17 protein-coding genes are annotated in these 12,611 nt (G+C 30.8%); 3 read left to right on the plus strand and 14 right to left on the minus strand.

Going from position 1 to position 12,611, the window contains the following annotated elements:
• Window positions 1-45: 45 nt before the first annotated feature.
• Together hcp and G9F72_RS23695 are read right to left on the minus strand one after the other, a co-directional pair.
• Window positions 46-1,692: a hydroxylamine reductase gene (gene hcp / locus G9F72_RS23690; protein ID WP_164958017.1), complete on the minus strand. Its 1,647-nt coding sequence runs from the start codon at window positions 1,690-1,692 to the stop codon at window positions 46-48.
• 153 nt (window positions 1,693-1,845) lie between these two features.
• Window positions 1,846-2,346 (minus strand): GNAT family N-acetyltransferase, encoded by a 501-nt coding sequence (locus G9F72_RS23695; RefSeq protein WP_164958016.1) that lies wholly within the window; start codon window positions 2,344-2,346, stop codon window positions 1,846-1,848.
• A 287-nt stretch (window positions 2,347-2,633) separates the two neighbouring features.
• Here G9F72_RS23695 and G9F72_RS23700 point away from each other — a divergent pair, with 287 nt between their 5' ends.
• Window positions 2,634-3,644, plus strand: coding sequence for a L,D-transpeptidase family protein (locus G9F72_RS23700; protein ID WP_164958015.1), 1,011 nt, complete (start codon window positions 2,634-2,636; stop codon window positions 3,642-3,644).
• On the opposite strand, the gene G9F72_RS23705 is transcribed toward G9F72_RS23700, so the two are convergent.
• The 3 genes from G9F72_RS23705 to G9F72_RS23715 are packed head-to-tail and all read right to left on the minus strand — an operon-like array spanning window position 3,611 to window position 5,083.
• A complete protein-coding gene (locus tag G9F72_RS23705; RefSeq protein ID WP_164958014.1) occupies window positions 3,611-3,844 on the minus strand; it encodes a hypothetical protein in 234 nt (77 codons plus the stop codon). The two genes, G9F72_RS23700 and G9F72_RS23705, sit on opposite strands and share 34 nt — an antisense overlap.
• A 59-nt stretch (window positions 3,845-3,903) precedes the next feature.
• Window positions 3,904-4,509, minus strand: coding sequence for a histidine phosphatase family protein (locus G9F72_RS23710; protein ID WP_164958013.1), 606 nt, complete (start codon window positions 4,507-4,509; stop codon window positions 3,904-3,906).
• A 49-nt stretch (window positions 4,510-4,558) separates the two neighbouring features.
• On the minus strand, window positions 4,559-5,083 hold the full coding sequence (locus G9F72_RS23715; protein ID WP_164958012.1) for an NUDIX domain-containing protein: 525 nt from the start codon (window positions 5,081-5,083) through the stop codon (window positions 4,559-4,561).
• Window positions 5,084-5,387: 304 nt separating this feature from the next.
• Here G9F72_RS23715 and G9F72_RS23720 point away from each other — a divergent pair, with 304 nt between their 5' ends.
• Entirely contained in the window at window positions 5,388-5,951 is a 564-nt protein-coding gene (locus G9F72_RS23720) for a signal peptidase II (protein WP_164958011.1), read from the plus strand.
• Here the strand turns inward: G9F72_RS23720 and G9F72_RS23725 are convergent.
• From G9F72_RS23725 to G9F72_RS23765, 8 genes are all read right to left on the minus strand, one after another.
• Window positions 5,925-6,461 (minus strand): DNA topology modulation protein, encoded by a 537-nt coding sequence (locus G9F72_RS23725; protein WP_164958010.1) that lies wholly within the window; start codon window positions 6,459-6,461, stop codon window positions 5,925-5,927. The two genes, G9F72_RS23720 and G9F72_RS23725, sit on opposite strands and share 27 nt — an antisense overlap.
• Window positions 6,462-6,515: 54 nt before the next feature.
• Complete coding sequence (locus G9F72_RS23730) at window positions 6,516-7,073, minus strand: histidine phosphatase family protein (RefSeq protein WP_164958009.1); 558 nt, start codon at window positions 7,071-7,073, stop codon at window positions 6,516-6,518.
• An 8-nt stretch (window positions 7,074-7,081) separates the two neighbouring features.
• Window positions 7,082-7,573 carry an NUDIX hydrolase gene (locus G9F72_RS23735; protein ID WP_164958008.1) on the minus strand — a complete coding sequence of 164 codons (492 nt, stop codon included), beginning with the start codon at window positions 7,571-7,573 and terminating at the stop codon, window positions 7,082-7,084.
• 13 nt (window positions 7,574-7,586) lie between these two features.
• Window positions 7,587-7,949, minus strand: a complete 363-nt coding sequence (locus G9F72_RS23740; RefSeq protein WP_164958007.1) for a VOC family protein — start codon at window positions 7,947-7,949, stop codon at window positions 7,587-7,589.
• A 5-nt stretch (window positions 7,950-7,954) separates the two neighbouring features.
• Window positions 7,955-8,950 (minus strand): HD domain-containing protein, encoded by a 996-nt coding sequence (locus tag G9F72_RS27490; protein ID WP_164958006.1) that lies wholly within the window; start codon window positions 8,948-8,950, stop codon window positions 7,955-7,957.
• Between the two features lie 237 nt (window positions 8,951-9,187).
• A complete protein-coding gene (locus G9F72_RS23755) occupies window positions 9,188-9,637 on the minus strand; it encodes a GNAT family N-acetyltransferase (protein ID WP_224676234.1) in 450 nt (149 codons plus the stop codon).
• A 116-nt stretch (window positions 9,638-9,753) separates the two neighbouring features.
• On the minus strand, window positions 9,754-9,891 hold the full coding sequence (locus G9F72_RS23760) for a hypothetical protein (RefSeq protein ID WP_224676235.1): 138 nt from the start codon (window positions 9,889-9,891) through the stop codon (window positions 9,754-9,756).
• Window positions 9,888-10,412: a 2'-5' RNA ligase family protein gene (locus tag G9F72_RS23765; RefSeq protein WP_164958005.1), complete on the minus strand. Its 525-nt coding sequence runs from the start codon at window positions 10,410-10,412 to the stop codon at window positions 9,888-9,890. Before G9F72_RS23765 ends, G9F72_RS23760 begins: the two co-directional genes overlap by 4 nt.
• Before the next feature lie 317 nt (window positions 10,413-10,729).
• On the opposite strand from G9F72_RS23765, the gene G9F72_RS23770 reads away from it, so the two are divergent.
• Window positions 10,730-11,173, plus strand: a complete 444-nt coding sequence (locus G9F72_RS23770; RefSeq protein ID WP_224676319.1) for a GGDEF domain-containing protein — start codon at window positions 10,730-10,732, stop codon at window positions 11,171-11,173.
• A 44-nt stretch (window positions 11,174-11,217) separates the two neighbouring features.
• On the opposite strand, the gene G9F72_RS23775 is transcribed toward G9F72_RS23770, so the two are convergent.
• Window positions 11,218-12,429, minus strand: a complete 1,212-nt coding sequence (locus G9F72_RS23775; protein WP_164958004.1) for a nuclear transport factor 2 family protein — start codon at window positions 12,427-12,429, stop codon at window positions 11,218-11,220.
• Window positions 12,430-12,611 lie beyond the last annotated feature (182 nt).

Raw genomic sequence — 12,611 nt, forward strand, 5'->3', positions numbered from 1 at the left:
ATAGCTTCATTAAAAGCTATATTGCCCTAGTTTAAATTTTCCATATTACCCCAATATCGTTTTTAAATCTTCATCTGGTGTAGATATTGGTTTAATATTGAACTTATCAATCAATACTTGAAGAACTTCTGGTGATATAAAAGCAGGTAGAGTTGGTCCAAGATAAATATCTTTTATTCCAAGTGATAATAAAGTAATTAATACACATACTGCTTTCTGTTCATACCAGGATAATATTATTGAAAGCGGTAGGTCATTTACCCCACATTTAAAGGCATCTGCAAGAGCCAATGCAATTTTAATTGCTCCATAAGAATCATTACATTGCCCAACGTCAAGTAATCTTGGAAATTCTCCGATCTTACCAAACTCCTTCTTATTAAATCTATATTTACCACAAGCAAGTGTTAAAATAATAGTATCCTTTGGAGTTTTTTCAGCAAATTCAGTAAAATAGTTTCTTCCTGGCCTTGCACCATCACAGCCTCCAATTAAGAAAAAGTGTTTTATCGCTCCATTTTTAACAGCCTCCACAATCTTACCCGCATTACTTAAAACTGCATCATGCCCAAACCCAACGATAATCTTCTTTTCTGCTTCATCTTCTGGAAAACCACCTAGTTGTAATGCTTTATTTATAATTAGTGAGAAATCCTTCTTACCATTCACTTCGTGAATGTGTGTTATCTCAGGCCAACCAACGATACTTGTTGTATATATTCTATCGTCGTAAGATTCTCTTGGTTTCTGCAAACAGTTTGTGGTCATTAGTATTGTGCCTGGTATCTTATCAAACTCCTGTTGTTGGTCTTGCCATGCCCCGCCAAAATTTCCCACTAAGTGCTTATATTTCTTTAACTGAGGATATCCATGTGCAGGAAGCATTTCACCATGAGTATAAATATTTACTCCTTTTCCTTCAGACTGTTCTAAAAGTTCTTTTAAATCTTTTAAATCATGTCCTGAGACAACTATGAATGGGCCTTTTTTCTTGGTGATACTAACTTCAGTTGGTGTTGGATTTCCATATGTTTCTGTATTTGCTTTATCAAGTAATTCAATGCATTTGAAATTTACTTGGCCAAACTCCATATTAAGGTTAATTAAGTCATCTACTGTTAGTTCATCATCTATTACTGCTGCGAACCCCTTATAAAAGAACTTACTTACCACCTCATCCTTATATCCTAATACATGAGCATGATGAGCGTATGCGGCCATACCTTTCATTCCAAAAATCAGCATTTGTCTTAATGAACGTATATTTGCATCCAAATTCTTATTATACATTATACCTGTTTTTTCTGCTTCTATGAGCATATCCTCCATTGATTCTGGCAATATGTATTGAGCTTCTTCTGGAATTTCATTTGAAGATTTTCCGAGCATTACTTTTAATAGATCTTTAATTTCTTGGGATTTTTTTAGATATTCAACAAATCGTTCATCATCAAAATTTGTATTTGTTAGTGTTGAAAATGATGCATCCATTACAAATTTATCTATTTCATCATCAATGTGAATACCTTTTTCAATTAGTTTTACTCCAAAATAACCTATTCCTTTTAGTTGATAAACCAACAAATCCTGAAGTCCAGCAATATCTGCATTTTTACCACAATTACCAGCCTTGGTACATCCTTTTCCTCCTATTGTTTGTTCACATTGATAGCAAAACATTTTATCTTCCATTAAAAACGCCTCCAATTTATTATAAATTACTATTTTCAGGCACTAGGTTATGTCTAATTTTACTTTTTAATATACTAAATCAGTAATAAAATGCCCTATTTAGTTTTATTTTATACAAATATTCAATTTTAGGCGTTCTGTGAAAATGGCAAATTAATCTATACCTACTACTTTACTTCTACGTTCCATTAAAACTACATCTAGCCAATTTTCATTATTCATTTTAGCAACCTTTTCTCTTATACCAATTTCTCTGAACCCACATTTTTTATGTAATGCTATACTCCAAGCATTTTCTCTAATAATTCCAGACTGCAAAGTCCAAAAACCATTTTCTTCGGATACTTTAATTAACTTTGTTAAAAGAACCTTTCCTATTCCTTGTCCTTTATATTTTTCACCAATATATAGGCTTACTTCTGCTACCCCCTTATAAACACATCTACTTGAGGTGGCACTCAGCACTCCCCACCCTAGAACATTATCACCTGAGCGAGCAACTAATCTGCATGAACTTATGTGATTATTATTCCAGTTTTCATAGGTAGGGACTTCACTCTGAAATGTTGCAATTCCTGTTTTAATACCTTGTAGATAAATATTTGCTACCTGCTGCCAATCTGCTGGTGTCATTTCTTCAATTTTATATTCCATTTTTTTCTCCCCCTATCAACGCTTATTTTTCTATACTCACTTCATCATATATAAATATCTTTGATCCATTATCACTGGACCACATGGTTATATAAAGCTACCATTATACATTTTAATACATTTTTATGCATTTATATAATCACCGTGTATTTTGTCGAAATTTCTGCTAAATAAACTTTAATGTATGCTATAATATCGACAATGGATAATTGCAGTTATATAAATTATCTATTTTATTAATATTATCACGTTTTTTCTATTAAAATCCATATTTTTAGGAGATGACTATGAAATTATCAAGAAAATCATATATAATTATATCTATATTGATATTGCTCGCAATTATTGCAATTGCAGTCTATGCTAAATCAAATTCTATTCCCAAAAAAAACCAGTTGAAAATTTCCACTGAAATTGCAGAAAATAAAAATACTAAACTACTTGAAGAGCAGCATAGACTAGAGAAAGAGAAAAGATTGGAGGAACAACAAAAATTGGAAAATGTTAAGAAATTGGCAGACCAAAAGAAATTAGAAAAACAAAAAAATCTAGCTGAACAAAAAAATAAAGAAGAAAAAGCCAAACAAAAGGCTATTGCTTTAAAGAAAGAAGAAACTTCATTAAAAAATCAGACAAGCTCTATTAATCAAGCTAAATTAGTAGCCTCTACTGCTGCAGCTATCTCAAAACCTAAATTATTGATAGATAGGATAAAAGGAAAAGGAAATGCAAAGCAGGCTATAGTTGTTACCACTAATGGCTTTAGCAGCGTAAATGCCACCATTACAGCCTTTGAAAATAACAATGGAAATTGGGAACAAGTTTATTCTTTTGCTGGTAATATAGGCAGAACAGGTTTTGCTTATAATAAAGTGGAGGGTGACGGACGTTCACCAATAGGAGTTTTTTCAATGGGCACAGCCTTTGGTAGATATTCAAATCCTGGAACTGCAATGAACTATAGACAATCTACGACTAATGATTTTTGGGTAGATGATGTTAATTCATCATTGTACAATACATGGCAACAAGGTCCTGTGAGTGGCAGATGGAATTCTGCTGAAAAGATGTACATTCCCCAATATAATTATGGTTTTGTAATAAACTATAATACTTCTAAAAGAATACCGGGAAGCGGTTCTGCTATATTCTTTCATGTATGGTCAGGTCCAGGTCAAGGAACAGCGGGATGTACTTCCACAGACCAGGGTAATGCATTAACCATTTTAAAATGGTTAAATCCTTCTAAAAGTCCTGTAATAATTCAAGGACCAATGTCTGAAGTACTAAAGATGTAGCGTTTCGTTACAAGTCCTAAGAATGGAGGTACCATACATAATAGGGGCTCTGCTGTTGATGGAGAAATCAACTTATCAATTGGTATATTAATATCTTCTTCATAGGATGCCCCAAAGGCTTCTGGGTTTCTCTTTAATCCTCTAAACCTTAAAACCCAAAATTGCTTTGCATCTACCTCTGTTAGTACCCTTATTAACATACCTATCCCTCCCACTTGATAACACTCAAGAGATTTACTTGGTGTCTTATTAACAAAAACTAATCTAAATGTGAAATATCCGCCTCTAAAATAATTTCAATTTTCTTATCTCCCACTTCTAGCACAGTTAAACATGTATCATACATAAAAGGTTTACTCCAAAAATCCTCAATAGAATAATTCTTGATTATTGAATAGATTGCCTTTATTACAGCAGTATGGGTTACTATTAAAATATTTTCACCAGTAGTATTATTTATAATATTATATAATACCTTTTTTACCCTGTGAATTAATTCATCAAAGCTCTCCCCTTCTACAGATTCATACAAATGAGGCTTATTCCAAAAATTAAACTGTTGCGTCGGATATAGTTCTTTTACTTTTTCATGATCCATGCCTTCCCATATACCAAATCCCATTTCCTTTAAATCTTCAATTTGAATTATTTCCGTATCTTTATTTCCTCTGATGTATTTTGCTGTATCAAAAGCTCTCCCCAGTGGACTGCAATAAATATAATCAAAATCTATATGCTGCAAACTCTCACCTAGCTTTTTAGCGTTATCAACACCTATTTCAGTTAAATTGGAATCTTGCCAGCCCTGCATCCTACCTTCACTATTCCACTGCGTTGCTCCATGTCTTGTTATGTATATTTTCAATTTTCATCCATCCCCTGACTATAGTAAAATAATATCTAATATCTAATATTTATATATTGCTGCTATTTAAAAGACATTCTGCACTTTTTAGAAACATCAAATCTCTACTCTGAATGAATTTTCCAAGATAATTATCCGGTTTATCATTTTCAAGAATTGATATAGCTTCATCTAAGGTCACCCATTTTAATTGAAAACCATTATTTATTTCTTCATCTGTATATGATGGCTCTTTAATAGCTCCCTTTACCTCAGAATAATAGCAATATGATATTTGTAATAGCTCATGCCTATTTCTATATTCTATAATCGTACCAATTTCGCCCAAAACATCAATGTTAACCCCAACTTCTTCCATAACTTCACGATTTAAAGCAATTTTAATATCCTCACCTGCCTCAATACCTCCGCCTGGTAGCTTGTGATAGTTATTCTTTGATACAAATAACAAGGCTATCTTTTGTGAATCATTTAGTACAATTGATCTTGATGCCTTCCTAAGCTTATATGAAATATCTATATTTTCATGCTTGTACCCAATATCTTTTTCATATATTTCACTTATTAAATCCATTGCATTTTGTCCCCTTATTTATATTTATTTTATATGAGTCATTAATAATTTCCTGGTCTATATTCCCTATTTTAACACACTTTCCTGTTCAAATATATGTCAAAAATTTTTCTTGCATTCATAATTCTTGCATCGATATTTAAATGCAAGTTGGTGATATAAAATTTGAAGCTATTTCATAATATTTATATGTAAACAGTCATCAAATTCTTTCCCACCTCTTGATAATAAATGGTATAATGTGTATGTTAGTTGTTTGAAGCGCTAAAATTATGGAAAGATTATTTATATTAGGTGGTGCAGAATGATAATGAAAATCCAAAATAAAAAAATGTGGTTAGCTGTGTTTATTTTAATAACATTGGACCAGGTTATTAAAATAGTAATCAATACTAATTTTCTTGATAAAAGATTTCCTATATTACCTGGGTTATTATCCTTTGAGCCTATGTTCAATAGGCATTATTCATGGTTAAATTCTATGTTAGAATTAGGCGTCAGTAAGTGGATACATATCTCGATTGTAACAATTATTATTATATTGATGTATTTGTTTTATAAGTATCTAAATGAACAGTTCGAGACAAATAAAATTATTAATATTATGTATGCTTTTATATTTTCAGGTTCTATGTGTTCGTTAATTGATAAGATTTTTTGGAATGGTAGTTTAGATTACATATATGTAAATGGATTTTTTATATTTGATTTAAAAGATGTATATATTAACATTTTTATTGGACTACTTGCATTATCATTATTTCTAAAGGGCAAAGCCTTAAAACAATTTGATGATAATAATATAGTAAAGGATTTTACATCATATCTTTTACAAAACATATTAAAATGTATGAGGGCCAGATTTTGAAAATTCTATAATGAATTTCTTTGCTTGTCTTCTATTTTTAAACACTATTATTTGTTTATCCTTAACTTTTTCAAGCCTATTAATATTTCCTTGGCCTGATGTCTTAGGAAAGTTCCAAATATATTTCATAAATTTGAAGTCAAACTTCTCAGGGCAACCCTCTGGCATATCTGGTCTTACTTTACCTATATTTGTTATAACTCGTTTAAAGTAACTCATCAAACATACTGTTCTACTTAATTTAAAGCAAATTACTGTATCAGCTTTTTCAAGACGTATATCCATAGTCCCACCATAATTACCATCTATTATCCATTCAACACCTTCTAATAAACACTTTTGCTTTTTCACCCATGCTTCTCTCGGGGTCTCAATCCATCCATTATTCCAAAACTCTTTATCAAGATGAATAAGTGGGATTCTCGATATCTCTGCGAGTTTTGTTGAAAATGTACTCTTACCACTACCTGGTGAACCTACTACCATTATTCTTTTACCTATTTTATTCATCTATATCCCCTCATCATTTTCATTATATAATATATAAACACATGTTTAAAATATTTAATCTTTAAATATTCTTTTAGCTCCTGAAAGTTTATTATCATCAAAACTCAACTTATAAATATCAGGCATACTAAGCTCTTTCCAAAATTCATAATCGTAGTTACTATCAAAATAATTCATTATTAAAACCATAATATTTCCATGAGTACCAATAACAATATTTTTACCATTATACCTTTTCAGCACTTCATTTAATGAATGAATCCCCCTGTTTTTAGCTTCTAAATTTGACTCCCCACCCTCAAAAGCATAAGTGGGGTTTGTCCACAGTTTAATTATATCCCTTTCAAAATTTTTGATTAAACCTTCTGCTATTTTTCTTTCCTTAAATCCATCCTCAATTATTACCTCAGCACCAATATGTTTTGCTATACCTTCAACTGTTTGAATTGAACGTTTATATGGACTTGATAAAACAGTATCTATATTTTCAGTCCATAAACTTTCCGTTACCTTTTCTGCATCTCTATATCCATTTTCTGATAAGGGTCGATTTAGTTCATCTGAAGTATATATTGAATGGGCATGTCTTACTAAATATATATTTGTATTCACTTTTTTTTTCACCTCTCACCTATAAATTTTTTTAATGTAGCTACATGCATTGGATAAAATCCATTTTCGTTATTACCCAACATCTCTTTTAATTCTTTTATCGAAACCCATCTGATATTTTTAGTTTCATTTGTTTTATCTAATACTTGTCCAATAGCTTTACATATAAAAGTCTGGACCATGATAGGATAGTTACCCTCTATATTTTGAGAACAAGCATAAGGAATATAATTTATAACCTTGTACCCATTTGCTTTAAAAGTTACTGCTTTTCCTTCTCCTATAATTTCAATAACCTTAAGCCCTGTTTCTTCAAGAATCTCCCTTCTTAAGCAATCAAATATACTTTCAAACTCTCTAATTTTACCTGCTGGAATTTCTATTAATCCATTCTCTGCCCCACCATTCTCCTTGCATCTCTCTTGGATCAAAATATAGTCAATACCTTTTTCACTTTTAATTATAATTCCGCCAACTCCTGGTTTTGCAAACACTTCCATTTTAAAATCCCCTCTATAAAATTCTACAATATACTTCTATGTCATTTCCTTCAGTATCTTTAAACTCTAATACCAAGTTATTATTGATTTTCGTTACTGGAAATACTATTTTAGCATTTAATATTTCTAATCTTCCAATTAGTTTATTCATATTATTAACCTGAAAACTTGGTATGCAGTTATCTCCAAAGTTAACCTTTTCTTGAACTTTACTATTATTAAATAGGCAAAATCTAAAACCATCAATATTAAAAACACTAAATATCTCATCCCTTTTTTCAACAGATTGCTCAAGCAATCTCTCATAAAAATCAATTGCTCTATCCATGTCTTTAACACAAATATATAGTGAATTCAACGTAAAATTTAATCCCATCTTAATCACCCTTCCAAAACCACTTTAGCACATTCATATTTTTTCATCATAATCTCTTTTGCTTCCGGGCACAATTTATTCCAACTTCTTTCAATTTTTCTTCCTACCCACTCAGCACCTTCTTTTACATCCATTTTTCTATTATAATAAGCAAGATGTAATAATGATGGAACTTGATCTATATGAGCCATGGCATCTGCACTTGCTACACATATTGCTTCTTTGGTCTTTTGCTGCATCCTTACGCTTCCCCTGTGACATAGGATACAATCCTTAATAATTTCTATTTTTTCCCTTGGGTAATCTAACCCTTTAAGAATTTTCTCTGCTTCTATAGCCCCATATATGTGATGTTCCTCATACATGCTTTTGTCTTTTACACTTGCATAATCATGTAGCAATGCCGCTATCTCAACTATTTCTTCATTAGCACCTAACCGTTTTGATAAAATCTTAGCATATTTAACTACACTAACAATATGGCATGACCAGCCTTCATAACCAAATATATTATCCTCGCTTTTACACTGCTGCTCTACTATTTTTGAAATTGTGTTTATTAATTCTGTCTTATTCATTTTTTCTAATACCCAATCAAGTAAGATAGGTTGAATTCGTGGATATGTTAGCTTCTCTGGCATATTATCAAATAATGCAATTTCTCCAATTTCAAAATTAGGTAGTTCTCCTAACTCCTCAATTTCTGCATAATATACTCTTCCATAGCTTTTATGAGCATTTTCTCCTTCTAAAGAATAATCGCATAAATAATCACATACAGGCTTCATATTGAATTTCACAGCTCCTGTTTCTTCTTTTAATTCCCTTGCTGCAGCATCATTAATATCTTCGTCTATTTCCCTGTGCCCTCCTGGGACTTCCCATGTATCTCTTTTCTTATGCCTACAATAGACGAATTTACCATTATATTTTGAAACTATAACGGCAAATTTCAAATCTTCATCATTAACTGTTCCTAAATCATATACTTTGGTTTTCATATAATCCCTCCCTAAACAATCCTATAGTTCTTTTTTCTAAGTCTAGCTCAATTGCATTAATCTTTTTTTATTCACAGCCATGCGCACCTTTCAATTCGATAAACCTTTCCTTTGTCATTTTAAATAAAATCTCACTATCAGATCTTGATACTATGTCAAACCCAAAACTTTGTAGAGCCCTCTTATAATCAAATCTTCCACGTGTTTCACCTCAATTTTTGTCATTAGAAATAGTATTTATAATAACCACTCATATCTACATTTTTCCCTATCCCCTAATTGATACATTTCATTATCTGAGGGTAACTGAACTATCTCAACTAATCTTGCACCTACATTTTCACATGTCTTTCTTGATGCTGTGTTATATGGGTTACAAGTTATTATAATCTTGTCCATTTCATGTGCTAGAGCAACTTGTTTTATTAACCTGCAGGCTTTTGCAGCATAATGATTCCCTCTATACGCTTCTTCAATCTCATATCCAATATTTCCACCATAATGAGTATTCTTATTATAACCAATTCTAAGATCTATTCTACCTATTCTAACATCATCATTATGTAGCTTCACTTCATATTTGTATGCTGGAACATACCCTTTAGACTCATATGGAGGAACCTTTACCTCAATAATAAGGTCAATTCCTTCATCAGTTAAATAATCATAATTCATGAATTCATACAAAACCCATATCCCCTTTCTTATTTCTCAATACTATTATCCCTAGCCATAAAGTATTCCCTATTGTTTACATTGCTTGCGGACTAATTAAAATCATTATGAATTAATCCTTATTACAGTTATAGTTGATATTTGCTTCCTACTGCAATTTCTTCAGATTTAATTTTAAAGCCTAAACCTTTTGCTAAAGCAATTGAAGGTAATTTTTGTGCAGTTATTAAGAAAAGCATGAAATTATTTTCATCAAAATTGTTCACTCCAAAGGAATATTAAGCTCTATTATTGAATCTTCATTTTCATCAATAATTTCTACACTTATTTCATTAACAGTGGTTTTAAATGAATCAATGATATTTCTGGTTTCATTAATTGCCACTATAAAATCTTCTTCATTATCAAAGTTGCCAACAGTCATATGTGGCAAGAAAACTTTTCCTTTTAGCCACTCTGGATAATAATCTTGTAAAATGCCTGTATATAGTCTTTTATGCATTTCAATAATTTCGTTCCCACCCTTTTGTATATTAAGAAATAGATACTTCCCAAAAGCATTAGTGGGTGTAATTCCATTTAGAATAACTTCAAAGGGACTACTTTTATATAAAACGGTTGAAATGTGGTCTTTTAATTCACTAGTTTCTATTCCACTATCAAATGGAAAAACAAGAGTAATATGTGGTTTTACATGATTTTCAAGAGGGTCATATCTCTCTCTTACACTATCAATTATTTGTCCATTATCAAATCTAAGAAAAATCATAATACATCTTTTTAACAATATTAGTTCCCCCTTTCTAATTTCCCGACTCTATTTCCCTTATACCAAATACATCTTTTGATATAAGAGTTAGTTCCCCATAAGAATTTTGTATACCAGCTACCTTTTGGCTTTACTATATGTAACATTGTACCATATTTTACATATAGCCCATATATTACTTTTATAATAACCCACTATTTTTTTGTAACTTAACTCGATAGCATGTACTATCTTTTTCATATGATATATAATAAAAAAGCAATATCATAATAAGTACTTTAAAACTATATTTTAGCAATTCTACAAAGAAGAAATTAAATGGGCTTGAAAAGGAAATATATATTTTAAATACTGAGAAAGATCTTCCCATAGGTATTATATTTTGTGATTTAGATAATTTGAAAGTAACTAATGATACTATGGGACACGAGTTTGGAGATAAATTAATAGTAAATGCTTTTAATATATTAAAAGACACCTTTACTGAAAACTCAGTTATCGCTAGGACAGGTGGCGATGAGTTTGTAGTAATAATTAAAGATACCTCTCTTATCAAAGTAAAGCTACTGTTCTTATCGCTATGTGAATCAATAAAGCAACAAAATACATATAACCCTAAACAGAAAGTTGAAGTTTCTATAGGATATTCTTTTTCTGATACCTCCATAGGCATAACTAGAAAATTTATTAATATCGCTGATAAAAGCATGTATAAAGATAAACATACAAAAAAGCTAGGTACTTCTAATCATTCTCAGATTAAAACACCTAGCTTTTAAGATTACTTTTTAAACATGCCACTTGCCACGTGGGTGGCACCTTCCTATTTTAAGATTGAAGATGCCTCTGTTTTCCCTTCAAGCATCCAATTAAATGGAAGAGAAAATTGAAGATATTTGAATACCCAACTTCCCTTTTCTCGAATAAGTACTGCTTCAAACCTAAATGGCCAAATATATTCTTCTCCTCTAGCATTTTCCCTGAGAGTTTCCGCAATTCTCCTTCTAACATTAAAAAGCTTACCTTTATCGTCTAAATCACTTGTAAAAATATTCTTGATTATGTCTACTGTATTCTCAAAGGCACTGTTTTCGGAAATTACTTTTTTCATAGTACCGTGAGTGACTATCCAAACCACATCTTCATTTGAATTAATTAAGCAATTTTGATAATCTAATTTCATTTCATCGTAACATTTTCTATGATCTTCTATCAATTTCATGATTTCTTCTTGGTTACCATAAACAGTTTTGTCTGTATTAACAATTAATGAATCATAAGCAGTGAAATATTTACTAGCCATTATGTCTATCCTTTTATCTTCTTGCAAGTATTCATTATTAAAAGCATGAAGAAGGTTTAATATTTCATCTTCATATTGTAACGTATTGTTTATGGAATAATTCTTCATTTTATTTTCTTCTGCATTAAAACCCTCTATATCATAACCAATATTCTCAATTCGTACATCTGGCATATATCCAACTACAGGAAGTGAAAATTGCATTTGTCTTATAATCCATCTTGATCCTTTTTTTACTAGCACAAAGGAAATACGCAAATCCCATAAATAATGTCTTTCCTCACCATCCCATTTATTTAACAAATGACATAACTTCCAATTGATTTCAGTTAACTTTACTTTATCAGGCTTTTGGCTATCAAAAGAAACTCCATCAAAATATTGCTTAATATAACCTAAATGACGTGTATAAGTATCATCATTACTATAAAAAGAATATTTAATTGAACCTGTAGTGTGGATTAGAGCTGTGTTTCCAAGTGGTATTATAGTAGCCTCATCAGCATTAATTCTCAAGTCTCCCCAATATTCCCAATCACTTGAAAATATATCTTTAACTTCTTCATAGCCCAAACACAATTCACCACAGCTTGTACCAACCACAATTACATTTTCATCTTTATCAAATAATGCATCCATGAAACTATCAACTTTGCTTACATCTCTTTGTATATAAGCCTCTTCAAATATATTTAATACTTCTCTTAATTCATTTTTCATCTCGTTTTTCATATATTTACACCCCTTATCCCTATTGTATTTATTCCTTCAGTTTATTAGCCTAATCCAATAATCTTAAATGATGAATTTACTTCTCTACATAAACTAAAAAGACTATAATAAAGCACAGCCTTATTACAGTCTAAAAAACATCTACAATATTTTACATAGCAAAGTAAGCATGTACTAAATAA

Origin of the sequence: Clostridium estertheticum, from assembly GCF_011065935.2 — a bacterium.
GTDB classification, from domain to species: domain Bacteria; phylum Bacillota; class Clostridia; order Clostridiales; family Clostridiaceae; genus Clostridium_AD; species Clostridium_AD estertheticum_A.

Bases quoted from the DNA above. Each gene is read 5' to 3' on its own strand.
- G9F72_RS27490 (WP_164958006.1), bottom strand. From the start codon at position 8,950: ATGAAAACCAAAGTATATGATTTAGGAACAGTTAATGATGAAGATTTG.
- G9F72_RS23695 (WP_164958016.1), bottom strand. From the start codon at position 2,346: ATGGAATATAAAATTGAAGAAATGACACCAGCAGATTGGCAGCAGGTA.
- G9F72_RS23705 (WP_164958014.1), bottom strand. From the start codon at position 3,844: ATGTTAATAAGGGTACTAACAGAGGTAGATGCAAAGCAATTTTGGGTT.
- G9F72_RS23715 (WP_164958012.1), bottom strand. From the start codon at position 5,083: ATGGATTTAATAAGTGAAATATATGAAAAAGATATTGGGTACAAGCAT.
- hcp (WP_164958017.1), bottom strand. From the start codon at position 1,692: ATGGAAGATAAAATGTTTTGCTATCAATGTGAACAAACAATAGGAGGA.
- G9F72_RS23735 (WP_164958008.1), bottom strand. From the start codon at position 7,573: ATGGAAGTGTTTGCAAAACCAGGAGTTGGCGGAATTATAATTAAAAGT.
- G9F72_RS23740 (WP_164958007.1), bottom strand. From the start codon at position 7,949: ATGGGATTAAATTTTACGTTGAATTCACTATATATTTGTGTTAAAGAC.
- G9F72_RS23720 (WP_164958011.1), top strand. From the start codon at position 5,388: ATGATAATGAAAATCCAAAATAAAAAAATGTGGTTAGCTGTGTTTATT.
- G9F72_RS23725 (WP_164958010.1), bottom strand. From the start codon at position 6,461: ATGAATAAAATAGGTAAAAGAATAATGGTAGTAGGTTCACCAGGTAGT.
- G9F72_RS23775 (WP_164958004.1), bottom strand. From the start codon at position 12,429: ATGAAAAACGAGATGAAAAATGAATTAAGAGAAGTATTAAATATATTT.
- G9F72_RS23700 (WP_164958015.1), top strand. From the start codon at position 2,634: ATGAAATTATCAAGAAAATCATATATAATTATATCTATATTGATATTG.